The sequence below is a fragment of the Dactylosporangium sp. NPDC005555 genome (assembly GCF_040605635.1).
GTDB lineage: Bacteria > Actinomycetota > Actinomycetes > Mycobacteriales > Micromonosporaceae > Dactylosporangium.
The window spans coordinates 65,559-78,894 of sequence record NZ_JBEXDG010000052.1; the positions used below are offsets into that span (position 1 = coordinate 65,559).

A 13,336-nucleotide genomic window follows, 5' to 3' on the forward strand; every position below is an offset into this window, starting at 1 on the left:
CCTCGACGACCATGCCCGCCACGGGCCTCGTCAGCGGCCGCGGCGGCGGGGCTGGCCGCCGCCGGTCGAGGGGTTGCGGCCGGTGCCGCCCGGCTGCTTGCCCGACGGTCTGCGGGCCGGCGGCTGGCCGGTCGTCTTGCCCGACGGTCTGCGGGCGGGCTGCTGGCCGGTCGTCGAGCCGCCCGGCTGGCGGTCCTGGCGTTTCGGCGGGTCGGCGGAGCGGCCGCGGGTGCTGTTGGCGGTCCTGCCGCGGACGATGCCGATCATCTCCTCGACCAGGTCGGTGTGCCGGTCGCGGACCCACGCGAGCCCCACCGAGGACGTCGGCGCGTCCGTCACCACCCGATAGGTCAGGTCCTTGCGGTGGTGGGCACGGGCGAGGGACTGGGGCACGACCAGGACACCCGCGGAGGACGCGACCCATTCGACCGCCGCCGCCGTCGTCCCGGGACGCTCGGCCAGGACGGCTGCGGGCAGCTCCTGCCAGGTCAGGACGTCGTCGAGCGGGCTCAGGAGCGTCTCGTCGGCGAGGTCGGCGACGGTCAGCTCCTCCCCCGCCGACAGCAGGTGGTCCTTCGGCACGACCACGACCGTCGTCTCCGTGTAGAGCGGGATCGCGTGGAAGGCGGCCGGGTCGACGGGGAGCCGGACCAGGCCCGCGTCGGCGCCGGCGGTCAGCAGCGCGAAAGCCTCGGCGGCCGGGGTGGGCTCCACCAGCAGGTCCACGTCGGGCAGGCGCTCGGACCAGGCGCGGGTCCACTTGTCCACGGTCACCCCGGGAACGACGAGCAGACGGAACGTCGCGGACACGGCACCTCCAACCCTCGACCGGTCCAGGCCAGGGTACCCGCCACCTGTGACACGAAAAGCTCGGGCGATGCGTCCGGCCGTTCACCGGGTCGCTACCCTGTCGCAGTGAGCAAGCCGAAGAAGTCCCAGGTGATGAAGCCCTCCACGGCGGCGCTGAAGCTTGACGTGTATCTGCCCGCGACACCGCAGGAGTTCCAGGACGCGATGGTGTCCCGCGAGGAGCTCGACGAGATGCAGCACAACCCGCCGCAGTGGCTGTCGGACCTGCGTCGCGACGGCCCGCACCCACGCAATGTGGTCGCGGCCCGGCTGCGGGTGTCCAACAGCGGGCTGGCGCGCGGGGGGATCACCGACCCGCTCACGACCGCGCAGATCACCGCACTGGCCGCGGACCCGCCGGAGTGGCTGGTGCGGGAGCGCGAGACCCACGCGGAGAACAAGCGCGAGGAGCGCCGCCTGCAGGAGCAGCGCGAGCAGGCCGCCGCGGCACCCCCGCCGGCCCTCCAGAAAGCCGCTCCCAAGAAGCCCGCTGCGAAGAAGCCCACCGCCAAGAAGCCCGCTCCGAAGAAGGCCGCCCCGAAGAAGGCGCAGCGCCGACGCGGTTAGAGCATCTGTTCGCGCAGGATTTCGGCGTGCCCGCAGTGCTGGGCGAGTTCGCGCAGCACATGCAGGTAGACCCAGCGCAGCGGCAGCGGCCCGCGGCGGTTGCCGGGCAGCAGGTCATCCAGGTCGAGCGGGGCCGTCGCCGAGCGGGACGCCTCGCACGCCTGCCGATACGAGAGCAGCACTGACGCGATCGTGTCCGTGTCGTCGAGGGCGAAGGACTCGTCCGGCGTGGCCGGGATGCCGATCTCGGCACGTGACCGGCCCGTCACCGCCTCGTCGAACCAGACCTTCTCCACGAACGTCACGTGCTTGACGAGGCCGAGCAGCGTCGTGCGGGACGGCACGAGTGAGCGCCGCGCCTGCTCCTCGGTGACGCCGTCCAGGCTTGCGGCGAGCGCGGCGCGGTGCTCGTCGATGAACGTCTCGAACTGGACCCGCAGCGGCGCGTGAAATTCGCTCATCAGGCGATTGTCAGGTCGTACATCGCGGTGACGCGGAAGCCGCGCCCGTCCGTGCCGGTGAAACGCACCCGGTGCGGTCCCGGGTCGAGCGGCTCGACGGTCGCCCACAGCCCCCACACGCGCATGCCGACGGTGCCGCGGCGGCGGGTGACCGGGTTGAGGAGGACGCCGCGCACGTCGAAGAGCTCGTCCGCGTCGATCGCCGCGACCGGATGCGGTTTGTCGTCGACGTACGCCTCGCCGGTGGCCTCGGGCATCGGCGGGATGTACGTGCCGTTCGGGCACCACATGTTGAACGCCGGGAAGAACAGGGGCCGGCCCGCCGGAACGGTGCAGTGGCGTTCGACGGCGCCGCCGAAGCACCCCGCCAGGAACCAGACGTCGCCGGGCTGGCGGCGGTGCGCGTGCCGACCGGTGTCGTCGATGACCGGGTTGCGCAGCGGTCCGCTCGCGGCAACCCACTGCACCCACCGGGCCGCCAGGCCCTCAGGACTGCTGGGCTCGTACGGGAAGATCGTCACACGTCAAGATCATACCCGGCGGGCAGGGCGTCGCGGAGCCGGCCATAGGCCGGGGCGAGGTCACGTCGGCTTCAGCCGATGTACGCGAGCGCGAACCCGATGGTCGGGATCCCGAACACGACCGACAGCACGGCCATCCTGGTGATCGTGGGGCGCCGGGTCAGGACGGCGTACGCCGCCAGCAGGACCGGCGTCATCAGCAGCTGCGGTACGAGCGTGGAGCGCGGCACGAGCACGTCGAACCAGGCACACACCACCGAGATCGCCAGCGCCGACCCCCACAGCACGATGCCGAGCCGGTGCGCGGACCGCGGACCGAACCGCACGGCGAACGTCGTGTCGCCGGCGCCCGTGTCGGCGGCGAGGTCGGTGACGGTGGTCGGCACGTACAGCGCGGCGGCGAACAGCAGGCCGATGAGCCCGAACTGCCACGGGAACTCCCACGGCGGCCGGGTGATCGCCCAGCCCGCCGCCGGTGACACGACCCGACCACGAGCGCGTTGACCGCGACGTCCCAGCCGGGCCGGGTCTTCAGCCGCAGCGGCGGCACGCTGTACGCCCAGCCGAGCAGCAGCACCCCGGCGACGCCGAGGACGAACAGCGGTCCCACGTACAGGGCGGCCGCGACGCAGCTGAGCGCCAGCCACCGGTACCAGAGCCGCAGCCGCCTGGCGGAGACCGCTCCGGTGACCAGTGGTGCCGTCGCCTTGCGTGGGTTGTCGCGGTCGCTGCGCAGGTCCTGCAGGTCGTTCTGGGCGAGGACCGCGCCCCAGACGAGCGGCCCGAGCACGAGCAACGCCATCAGCGCGCGAGTCGTGTCGGCCGGCGCGGGCAGCCACTGGTGGCTCGCCAGCACGGTGCCGAGGTAGGCGGGCACCCAGGACACCGGCCAGAACCATGGCCGGGACACGGCCACGAGCACTGCGGCCGGACGCTCCAACACCGCCGTCATACCTGCATCATCGTCCCGCCCGCCTGTGCCCGCACTGAGAGCCGCGTCATGGACGTGCGTCACTCCAGCAGCGGCTCCGCCCAGGCGGCGTGCGTGAACTGCCACGCGCCGGCGACCAGCTGCCGGACCCGCCGGTCGTGGCGGACGGTGTACCGCAGGCCCTCGATCTCCACCACGCCGCACTCGGGGCCCGGCTGGCCGACCGTCGAGGACTCGACGGTCACCGGCCAGCCGGCCTTCACCGCCTTGTGCTGCCAGACCTCGAACGCCCGCTGCTGGCCGTTCTCCTCGCTCACCTTCGCGATGATCTCGACCGGATCGATCCGTGCCATGTGTGCGCCCCTCGATGCCGAAAGCACCACCGTATGCCGGACCCCTGCCGCCGCGCCCCGCCGGCCTGCCTGACGCTCAGGGTCACGGCAGCTGCGGGTACACCACCCGGACGTCGGCGGCGAGGGCGGCCTTCGCGCCGGTGGCCGTGTCGTCGACCAGGACCTCCAGGTCGCCGCGGGCGATGCCGTCGGCGACGGCGGTCGCGACGAACGCGGGCGGCAGCTTCGGCAGGTCCCAGCGGGCAATCATGTCGGTGTCGGCGGCACCGAGGTGGACGGCGGTGACCTGGGTGCCCTGCTCGGCGAGCTCGAGCCGGACGCCGTTGGTGAGGCTCCACTGCGCCGCCTTCGCCGCGCAGTAGGACGTGGTGTCGAGGAACGTGATCCAGGACAGCGCCGACAGGACGTTGACGATGGCGCCGCCGCCGTTGCCGGCCAGGATCGGGGCGAACGCGCGGATCATCCGCAGCGTGCCGTAGAAGTGGGTGTCCATCTCGAGGCGGATGTCGTCGAGGTCGCCGGTGACGAGGTTGGAGAACGTGGCCACACCGGCGTTGTTGACCAGCAGGTTCACGTCGCCGGCGGCGGCGGCCGCGGACTCGATCGACACGGGGTCGGTCACGTCGAGCGGCAGGACCGTCGCGCCGGGCAGGTCGACAGTGCGCGGGTCGCGGGCGGTCGCATACACGGCCGCGCCCCGGCTCAGCAGCTCCCGGGCGATGTGCAGGCCGAGCCCGCGGTTGGCGCCGGTGACGAGCGCGACGGATCCATCGATGTCCACATTACCTCCTGAGGTCGTCCGGCCACCGTATGGCATCGGCCACCTGCGATGCCTCAGCCGTGCGGACCGCCTCACGCGACCGTGCGTCCGTCTTTCACCACCCCGCGTCACGCGCGGTGCGGTCCGGCGATGGCCATCGCGGTGCCGGTCGCCGTCTCGTATCCGCACGACCTCGGCGAGACCGACCCGGCGGCCGCCGGGCAGGCTGCGGGCGGCGGGCCACAGGACCGCGCGCGGGGCGGGGTTCGCGACGGCGGTCAGCTCGGCGCCCGGTTCGAGGGGACCGAGGTGGCGTCGCACTATGCGGCGACGGCCGTGCCGGATCCGCGTGTCCGGCTACTGGGCCTCGACGTAGTGGTAGAACAGCGGCTCGCCCGTGGCGGAGAACGCCTGCAGCGCCGCGGCGTCACCGGCGGTGAGCGTCCCCGCGACGTAGCCGAGGCCGGTGCCGGGCAAGGGTGCGGTGCGCAGCTGCACGCCCGGCGCGCTGAGCGTCGCGATGTCGCGGTCCAGCACGGACGCGACGAGGACCTGGTCGCCGGCGGGGAACCGGACCACCAGCAGCGACGGCGGGCCGATGAACGTGCCGCCCGTGGCCGGGACCGGGCCGCGCCAGAGGCGGTGCACGTCGCGGTCCCAGTGCTGGTCGCACATCAGCGCCTGGCCGGCGCCGGCGACGCGGACCTGCAGGCACGTCTTCGAGCCGGCCCGCTGCGTGGTGACGCTCCATCCGGTGCCGGCGACGGTGCCCTGCCGGAGCAGCTCGACCGGGCCGTCCGGCGGCCGGGGCCAGTGCAGGTACGCGGTGATCGCCGCGAGCAGCAGCACGACCAGCGCGTCGCGCCGGTCGGGGCGCCACCACGGGCGCGGCGGCTCAGACAACCGGCACCTCCCGGCCGCCGGCGTCCCACAGCTGCACCCGGACGAACACCCGCCGGCCGCCGCGCGGCCGGGGCAGGGCGGGCTCCGCGGCGTGCCGCCGGCCATGGTCCGTGCCCGGTCTCAGCCCTTGACGGCCCCGGAGGTCATGCCGGCGACGATCTGGCGGTTGAAGAACATGAACATCAGCAGCGGCGGGATCGTGATGAGCAGGACGTCCATGAACAGCAGGTGGTACTGGGTGCTGTACTGGCTGGAAAAGTTGTAGAGGGTGAGCTGCACGGTGGCGTTCTGGTCGCCGGGCAGGAAGTACAGCGGATACGTGAAGTCGTTGAACACCGCGACCGACTGGACCACGACGACGGTGACGGCGACCGGGCGCAGCAGTGGCATGACGACGCGGAAGAACAGTCGCAGCGGCCCCGCGCCGTCGATGACCGCGGCCTCGTCCAGCTCCCGCGGGATGGTGGCGATGAACGCCCGGAAGAGCAGGATCGCGAACGACAGCCCGAAGGCGATCTCGATGAGAATGAGTCCTGGCATCGTCTTGAACAGGCCGAGCTTCTGCAGGACCCAGATGGTGGGCACGACGGCGGGCGGGATGATGAGCCCGGACAGGACCAGGAAGTTGACGAGCGGGGACCACCGGCTCGCCCGGCGCTGCAGCACGAAGGCGACCATCGCGGCGAGCACGACCATGCCGGTGACGCTGGCGACGGTGAGGATCGTGCTGTTGATGAACGCGATGATGAGCATGTAGTCGCGGGCCTCGACCACCTCGACGAAGTTGTCGACGAGGCGGAAATTTTCGGGCCAGGAGAAGTCCGGCAACGCCGACTGCTGCCGGTCCTTCAAGGCGTTGACGACGATGAACGCGAACGGCACGACGAAGACGAGGCCGGAGACGAGGATCGCGGCGAGCCCGGCCAGGTGCCGCAACGCTTTGCGTCTCACTGCTGGACCTCCTTGCGGTTGAGGAACCAGGACAGCGGCAGGACGACGGCGGTGACGACGACGAAGAGCACGACGTTGCCGGCGGTGGACAGGCCGTAGAAGCCGGCCTGGTACTGCTTGAAGATCACGGATGCGATGACGTCGGACGTGAAGCCGGGGCCGCCGCGGGTCATCGCCCAGATGAGGTCGAAGGAGCGCAGCCCGCCGATGAGCGACAGGATGACGACGGTGACGGTGGCCGGGCGTGCCAGGGGCAGCACGATGTGGCGGAAGCGCCCGAACGCGCCGGCGCCGTCGACGGAGGCGGCCTCGAAGTACTCCTGCGGGATCGACACGATGCCGGCGATGTAGATGAGCGTGGCGAGGCCGACACCCTTCCACACGTCGACCAGGGCCACCGACAGCAGCGCCCATTGCGGGTCGGTGAGCCAGCCGGGGCCGTCGACGCCGAAGACGGCGAGGAACGCGTTGATGGCACCGTGCTCGGGGTTCATCAGGACGGTGAAGGTGACGCCGACGCCGATGGTGCTGGCCAGGACCGGGAAGAACACCACCGAGCGCAGGTACCCACGGGCGGTGATCTGCGAGGTCAGCAGCACGGCGAGCAGGAGGCCGAGGACGACCTTCAGGCCGGAGGTGACGGTGGCGTAGACGATCGTGTTGGTGAAGCCCTTGACCAGGGCCTCCTCGGCGAAGAACTGCCGGAAGTTGGCCAGGCCGATGAACTCGTGGTCGAACAGGGTCCAGCGGGTGAGGCTGAAGTAGAACGACGCGAACGTCGGCACCAGGAAGAGCGTGCCGTAGACGATCGCGGCCGGCAGGTAGAACCAGTAGGGATACGGGCTCCTGGGACGGTGCTGTTGCGTGGTCGTCATGATCGGCTGGGCCCTCCTCGACCCGGGCCCGTGGCACCGCGCGACGCGGCGCCACGGGCGGGACGGGTCCTACCAGCCGGGCAGGCCGAGCTGCTGCGCCTGCTTCTTCACGTCCTGGTCGTAGAGCGCGGCGCCGTCGGCGGCCTTGCGGATGCCGGAGCCGACCTCGACGGTGATCTGCTCCAGCGACGGGCCCTTCACCGGCGACAGGAACTCCAGCGCCGGGCTGTTGGCGCCCGAGTCGAAGTACGGCTGCATGTCCTTGATGGGCGCGGCCACGTCGGCGGGCAGGGTGCAGCCCTTCACCAGGAACGGGCCGAACGGTGTGGTGGCCTTCGCGATCGTGTCGCAGCCGTCCTTGCTGGCCACGAACGTCAGGAACTTGCGGGCGCCGTCGAGCTTCGCGCCGTTGGTGGTCTTCGGGATGAAGATGCCCGCGGGCTCCCACACGGTGAGCCCGTTCTTGCTCGCGTCGTCACCGGGCAGCGCGAAGAAGCCGACGTCCTTGACCTTGTCCGGGGACTGGCCGACGAGCGTACCGACGGCGAAGGTCAGCATCGGATAGTGCGCTCCGGTGCCGTCGGCGAGGTGCTTGATGCCGGCCTCGAGCTTCGTGGAGGCGAAGTCGGACGTCAGATAGCCCGCGTCGCGCACGTCCTGCAGCTTCTGGAAGCTCTTGAGCGCCGCCGGCGTCGTGGCGAACTTCGCCTTCCCCGCCGTGTACTGCTCGGCGAAGTCGGACTGGGCGGCCGACACGTTGTGGAAGTCCGCCAGGGTGATCACCTGCGACGTCCAGGTGTCCTGGTAGGTCTGGATCACCGGCGCGACCCCGGCCGCCTTGATCTTGCTGTTGTTGGCCATGAAGTCGGCCCACGTCTTCGGCACCTGCAGGCCCAGCCTGGCGTAGACGGCCTTGTTGTAGAGCATGCCGCCACCGGTCGCGCCGCCGAACGGCACGCCGTAGAGCTTCCCGCCGGCGGAGACCGTCGTCTTGAACGTGCCGTCGAGGCTGCCGACGTAGGGCTGGTCGTCGATCGGGGCCAGGTTCTGCTCCGGCTTGAGAGCCTGGAACAGCGAGCCCGAGTTGTACATGAAGACGTCGGTCATGTCGCCGGTCGCCAGCCGGGTCTTGACCAGGTTGTCGCCCTCACCGCCCTGCGGGCGCGTCTCGACCTTGACGGTGACGCCGGTGTTCCTGCCGTTGAACGCGGTCGCGAGCGCCTCGGCGGTCTTCAGGCTGGCGTCGGAGTTGTCCGCCAGGAAGGTGATCGTCGTGCCGGAGCCGCTGTCGCTGGAGCCGAGATCGCCCGCGCTGCAGCCGGTCAGCACCAGGGTGCCGGCGGCGAGCGCCGCCAACGCGCCGATGCGCCGGCGCGGCAGAACTCTCTTCATGATCGTGCCTCCGATTTCGTGGAGCGGGGGGTGTCGTTCGCGTCGGGGGCGAACGGATGGACCACCGGGACGGGGGCGGGGTCGTCCCCGGCGTCCCGGAAGGGGCAGGTGAACGCGTGCTCGCCGGAGCCGACCTCGACGGGGTCCGCGGCGGGCAGTTCGACGGTCGCCGAAACGCCGGGCGGCAGCGTCACGTCGACGTGCAGCAGCCCGCCGGAGCGCCGCCACGCGACCCGGATCCGGCCGTACGGGCTGTCGTGGACGGCCTCGGCGCGGGTCAGCCCGCCGCCGGGGCGGGGGCGGACGGCGACCCTACGGTAGCCGGGCTCCGCCGGGGCGAGCCCGGCGACGCGGCGGTGCAGCCAGTCGGCGATGGCGCCGAACGCGTAGTGGTTGAACGAGGTCATGTCGCCGGGGTTCACGGTGCCGTCGGGCAGCATGCTGTCCCAGCGCTCCCACATGGTCGTGGCGCCCATCGTGATCGGGTACAGCCACGACGGGCACTCGCGCTGCTGCAGCAGGTGGTAGGCGGTGTCGTCGGCACCGACGCTGCTGAGCGCGTCGCAGATGAGCGGGGTGCCGGCGAAGCCGGTGCCGACGTGGTAGCCCTCGGCCCGCACCAGCTCGACGAGCCGGCGGCCGGCCCGCTCCCGCTGCTCGGCCTTGACCAGCAGGCCGGAGGTCAGCGCGAGGGCGTAGGCGGTCTGCGCGTCGCTGGCCAGCCGGCCGCTCGGCGTCACGAACTCGTCGTTGAACGCCTCCACGACGGCGACGGCGTGGGCGTTGTACCGGGCGTGGTCGGCCTCCTCGCCGAGCACCGCGGCGATCCCCGCCAGCCGGCGGGCGCTGTCGGCGTGGGCGGCGGTGGCCACGAGGTGCGGGTCGGTGCGGGCCGCGGCCGGCTGCTCGGGCGGCGCGGCCGGGTCGAGCCAGTCGCCGAACTGGAAGCCGGTGTCCCACAGCCGGTGCTCACCGGACAGGGCGGCGACCTGGTCGACCCATGCCGTCATGCTCGGGTACTGGGCGCGGAGCACATCGGCGTCGCCGAACCGCGCGTGCAGCACGTCCGGGGCGACGACCGCCGCGTCGCCCCAGACGGCGGCCGGCTCGGGCGGGCCGAGCAGTTCCAGCCACGGCACGTAGAACGGCACGGTGCCGTGCTCCGCCTGCTCGGCGGCCAGGTCGGCGAGCCAGGACGTGAGCAGCCCGGCGCAGTCGAACAGGAAGCCGGCGGTCGGCGCGAAGACGGCCAGGTCGCCGGTCCAGCCGAGCCGCTCGTCGCGCTGCGGGCAGTCGGTCGGCACGTCGAGGAAGTTGCCGCGCAGGCTCCACACCACGTTCTCGTGCAGCCGCTCCAGCAGCGGGTCGGAGCAGGAGAACCAGCCGGTCCGGACCATGTCGGTGTGGCACACGACGGCCTCGACGTCGCCGTCGCGCAGGTCGCCGGGCCAGCCGGTCACCTCCGCGTACCGGAACCCGTGCACGGTGAAGCGTGGCTCCCACTCCTCCGTGTCGCCGCCGCGCAGCACGTATTCGTCGCGGGCCTCCGCGTCCCGCAGCGGCCTGACGTACAGCTCCTGATCCTGCAGCACCTCGGCGTGGCGCAGCACGACGGTGTCGCCGGCCTCGCCGCGCACGCGGATGCGGAGCCTGCCGGTCACGTTCTGGCCGAAGTCCAGCACGGTCGCGCCGGACGGCGCGGTGGTGACGGCGACGGGGCGCAGCGTCTCGGTGCGGCGCACCGGCGGTCCGTCCGGCGCGACCAGGCGGGCGGTGTCCAGCGGCACCGCGTCCACCGGGCTCCAGCCGGCGTCGTCGAACCCTGGCGCGGACCAGCCGGGCGGTTCCCGGCGGGCGTCGTGCCGCTCACCGTCGTACAGGCCCGTGGCGGTGACCGGCCCGGACGCCGACCGCCACCGGTCGTCCGAGCCGATCACGTGCGTGGAGCCGTCGGCGCACCGCACCTCGAGCTGCGCGAGCAGCCCCGTGTGGTCGCCGTAGACGGCCCGGCGGCCACCGCGGAACCCGAGCCGCCCCCGGAACCAGCCGTCGGCCAGCCACGCGCCGACGGCGTTCGCGCCCTCGGTGAGGTGCCCGGTCACGTCGAAGGTCTGGTACCGCAGCCGATGGTGATAGCTCGTCCAGCCGGGTGCGAGCACCTCGTCGCCCACGGTGCGGCCGTTGAGCTCGATCTCGTAGACGCCGTGCGCGGTCACGTACAGCCGCGCCGAGACCACGGGCGCGGGCAGGTCGAAGCCCCGGCGCAGCAGCACCGCCGGTGCGTCGGCGTCGTCCGGCACCGGCAGCCGCGCGCCGATCATCGTGGCCGTCCAGTCGCCGGGCCGCAGCAGGCCCGCCTCGACGGCCAGTTCGTCGCTCCACGGCGACGGCTCGTCCGCGCCCACACCCCAGACGCGCACGCGGACGAGCCGTCGCTCCCGGGACGCCAGCGCGGCGGCAGGCCAGGACACCAGCACCTGCTCCGCGGAAGCGACCCGGCCCGAGACGAACTCGGTGTCATCAATGCCATGGACGGCGATCTCGTATCCGGTCTGGACCCATTCCGGTCCCGCCGCTTCGACCCGCCACGACAGCCGCGGGGTGGCGGTGCCGATGCCGATGGGATCGCGGTGATGCTCGGCCCGCAGGCCGGTGACGCGTAGCGACACGAGAACTCCTGAAACGATTCAACAACGGATTCGCCAAGGTTTCGACGACCGGACAGGGCGGGGGTGTGCGCCCGAGCGGTCGGAGTTACTGCCGTGTTTCGTAGAGCGTTCTCCATTGTTCTCACGGTCACAAACACGTGTCAAGGCCAACGTTTGGCGGTTTCGTGTAGATCAGTTTCCGTCGTGGAGCGCCTCCGGAGACCTTCGCTAGACTTTCGGGCGCTGTAACACGTTCTACGAAGGAGACCCGGGGATGGCCGCCGCAGAACCCCAGCCCCGACGGGCCACCATCACCGATGTCGCCCAGCTCGCCCAGGTGTCACCGGCGGCGGTGTCGAAGGTGCTGCGCAACGCCTACGGCGTCAGCCCGGCCATGCAGGAGCGCGTCCGCGCCGCCATGACGGAGCTCGGCTACCGGCCGCACGCCGCCGCCCGCGGCATGCGCGGACAGACCTACACGATCGGCGTCGTCCTGCCCGACCTGCGCAACCCCTTCTTCCCCGAGCTCGTCGAGGGCATCGGCGCGCATCTGGACGGCACCGACTACCAGATGGTCCTCGGCCCCGGCGGCAGCACCGCGGAGTCGCAGGCCCGCATCATCGACGCCCTCACCGACCGGCGCGTCGACGGCCTCATCATGATCGCGCCGGTCCTGTCCCGCAGCCGCCTCGAGGAGACGACCCGGACCGTGCCGATCGTCGTCATCGGCCGGCACGGCAGGTCGACCGACTACGACGCCGTCGTCGACGACGACCTCGTCGGCGCCGGCCTGGTCGTGGACCACCTCGCCGACCTCGGCCACCGCCGTATCGCCCACATCGAGCACCGCGACACCACCCGCGGCATCCCGGCCACCATGCCGCAGACCGTCCGCGCCGAGGGCTACCGGCAGGCGATGCAGCGGCGCGGCCTCGAGGCCGAGATCGACATCGTCGCCAGCACCTACAGCGAGGCCGGCGGCCACGCGGCCGCCGTCGAGCTGCTCGCCCGGCCGGTCCGCCCCACCGCGATCTTCGCCGGCGCCGACGTCGCCGCCATCGGCGTCCTCAACGCCGTCCACGAGGCCGGCCTGCGCATCCCCGACGACATCTCCGTCGCCGGCTACGACAACACCACCATCGCCGCGATGGGGCCCATCTCGCTCACCAGCGTCGACCAGGACGGCAACCTCATGGGCACCAACGCCGCCCGGCTCCTGCTCGAACGCATCGAACGCAAACGCGACCGCGCGGTCCTGCTGTCCTTCTCCCCCACCCTCGTCGCCCGCCGCAGCACCGCCCCGCCACAGACCTGATCATCGCCGGCGCCCGGCCGCGCGCGGTCTGCGATGATCACGTGCGTGGGACTCTTCAAGCGCCGCCCGCTGCCGCCGGTCGTGGCGCCCGCCGCGGTCAACCGGTCGGCGAGGAGGCGGAACACCCGCGGCACCTGGGGCACGGCCCCACGTCCACGTTGCCATCGGGTCAGCGGGTGGGGCGGCCGGTGGCGAGGGTGAGCGGGACCTCGGGGGTGTCCCAGGTGACCGGGCCCTTCTCGTGGAAGGTGCCGTCCTGGAACAGCACGGTGTTGTGGCGGACGATGAGCCGCCACACGTCCTCCTCGTAGTCGCCCTGGGCGAGCAGGACGCCGTCGACGTCGTGGTCGAAGGTGAAGGCGGCGAACTCGTCGGCGTAGACCCGGCCGGCGACCGGCACGCGCAGCTCCGCCTGGAGGGTGGCGCCGGGCCGGAGGAACGTGTCGACGAGGTACAGCATCCAGCGCTCCGAGTCGTAGAACTTCTCCTGGTCCTCGTCGAACTCGATGGCGTCGCCGGCGGCCGTGGGCAGCCACTTGCACCAGGGGTTGGGCTGGCCCGGCGGCGGGCTCGCGTAGTCGATGATGTCGGGCTCGTCGTCCTGGCCGCAGTATCCGCCGGCGCCGACGAAGTAGGGGCTGCCAACTGCTGGCGGTTGAGTGCTCTTCAGTGCTGTTGAGCGCTGTTGAGCGTGTTCGTGGGTGTGGGTTGCCGGAAAAGTGTCGTACCCGCGGTCCATACTGTTCGCGGTGTCGGTCGGGGCGGGGGTGTGGTGGTGGAGACGGTGCAGGCGTACCGGTTCGCGCTGGA

Annotated in this window: 14 protein-coding genes and 1 pseudogene; 2 read left to right on the top strand and 13 right to left on the bottom strand. The window is 71.9% G+C overall.

Annotated features, from left to right (window positions below; translation table 11 throughout):
* Positions 1-30: 30 nt before the first annotated feature.
* Positions 31-810 carry a LysR family transcriptional regulator substrate-binding protein gene (locus tag ABZS58_RS38995; RefSeq protein WP_354788593.1) on the bottom strand — a complete coding sequence of 260 codons (780 nt, stop codon included), beginning with the start codon at positions 808-810 and terminating at the stop codon, positions 31-33.
* Positions 811-915: 105 nt separating this feature from the next.
* Between ABZS58_RS38995 and ABZS58_RS39000 the strand changes: the two genes are divergently transcribed.
* Positions 916-1,416 carry a DUF5997 family protein gene (locus tag ABZS58_RS39000; RefSeq protein ID WP_354788595.1) on the top strand — a complete coding sequence of 167 codons (501 nt, stop codon included), beginning with the start codon at positions 916-918 and terminating at the stop codon, positions 1,414-1,416.
* Here ABZS58_RS39000 and ABZS58_RS39005 read toward each other — a convergent pair.
* From ABZS58_RS39005 to ABZS58_RS39055, 11 genes and pseudogenes are all read right to left on the bottom strand, one after another.
* Positions 1,413-1,877: a DinB family protein gene (locus ABZS58_RS39005; protein WP_354788596.1), complete on the bottom strand. Its 465-nt coding sequence runs from the start codon at positions 1,875-1,877 to the stop codon at positions 1,413-1,415. The two genes, ABZS58_RS39000 and ABZS58_RS39005, sit on opposite strands and share 4 nt — an antisense overlap.
* The gene (locus tag ABZS58_RS39010; RefSeq protein WP_354788597.1) at positions 1,877-2,398 is read right to left on the bottom strand and encodes a hypothetical protein; all 522 of its coding nucleotides are present in this window, start codon (positions 2,396-2,398) and stop codon (positions 1,877-1,879) included. The genes ABZS58_RS39005 and ABZS58_RS39010 overlap by 1 nt, the downstream gene beginning before the upstream one ends.
* 71 nt (positions 2,399-2,469) lie before the next feature.
* Complete coding sequence (locus ABZS58_RS39015) at positions 2,470-2,880, bottom strand: hypothetical protein (protein ID WP_354788612.1); 411 nt, start codon at positions 2,878-2,880, stop codon at positions 2,470-2,472.
* Between the two features lie 62 nt (positions 2,881-2,942).
* Positions 2,943-3,350 (bottom strand): annotated as a pseudogene (locus tag ABZS58_RS39020) (UbiA family prenyltransferase); the annotation flags it as partial.
* A 59-nt stretch (positions 3,351-3,409) separates the two neighbouring features.
* Positions 3,410-3,682 (bottom strand): hypothetical protein, encoded by a 273-nt coding sequence (locus tag ABZS58_RS39025; protein WP_354788598.1) that lies wholly within the window; start codon positions 3,680-3,682, stop codon positions 3,410-3,412.
* An 82-nt stretch (positions 3,683-3,764) separates the two neighbouring features.
* Positions 3,765-4,463, bottom strand: coding sequence for an SDR family oxidoreductase (locus ABZS58_RS39030; RefSeq protein ID WP_354788599.1), 699 nt, complete (start codon positions 4,461-4,463; stop codon positions 3,765-3,767).
* A gap of 336 nt (positions 4,464-4,799) precedes the next feature.
* Positions 4,800-5,345 (bottom strand): hypothetical protein, encoded by a 546-nt coding sequence (locus tag ABZS58_RS39035; RefSeq protein ID WP_354788600.1) that lies wholly within the window; start codon positions 5,343-5,345, stop codon positions 4,800-4,802.
* A 120-nt stretch (positions 5,346-5,465) separates the two neighbouring features.
* The gene (locus ABZS58_RS39040) at positions 5,466-6,296 is read right to left on the bottom strand and encodes a carbohydrate ABC transporter permease (RefSeq protein ID WP_354788601.1); all 831 of its coding nucleotides are present in this window, start codon (positions 6,294-6,296) and stop codon (positions 5,466-5,468) included.
* Positions 6,293-7,171, bottom strand: a complete 879-nt coding sequence (locus ABZS58_RS39045) for a sugar ABC transporter permease (protein ID WP_354788603.1) — start codon at positions 7,169-7,171, stop codon at positions 6,293-6,295. The genes ABZS58_RS39040 and ABZS58_RS39045 overlap by 4 nt, the downstream gene beginning before the upstream one ends.
* A 69-nt stretch (positions 7,172-7,240) precedes the next feature.
* Entirely contained in the window at positions 7,241-8,563 is a 1,323-nt protein-coding gene (locus tag ABZS58_RS39050) for an extracellular solute-binding protein (protein WP_354788605.1), read from the bottom strand.
* Positions 8,560-11,232 carry a glycoside hydrolase family 78 protein gene (locus tag ABZS58_RS39055; RefSeq protein WP_354788607.1) on the bottom strand — a complete coding sequence of 891 codons (2,673 nt, stop codon included), beginning with the start codon at positions 11,230-11,232 and terminating at the stop codon, positions 8,560-8,562. The genes ABZS58_RS39050 and ABZS58_RS39055 overlap by 4 nt, the downstream gene beginning before the upstream one ends.
* 253 nt (positions 11,233-11,485) lie before the next feature.
* Between ABZS58_RS39055 and ABZS58_RS39060 the strand changes: the two genes are divergently transcribed.
* Positions 11,486-12,526 (top strand): LacI family DNA-binding transcriptional regulator, encoded by a 1,041-nt coding sequence (locus tag ABZS58_RS39060; RefSeq protein WP_354788608.1) that lies wholly within the window; start codon positions 11,486-11,488, stop codon positions 12,524-12,526.
* A 169-nt stretch (positions 12,527-12,695) separates the two neighbouring features.
* On the opposite strand, the gene ABZS58_RS39065 is transcribed toward ABZS58_RS39060, so the two are convergent.
* On the bottom strand, positions 12,696-13,336 hold a 641-nt coding region (locus tag ABZS58_RS39065), incomplete at its 5' end, for a hypothetical protein (protein WP_354788609.1).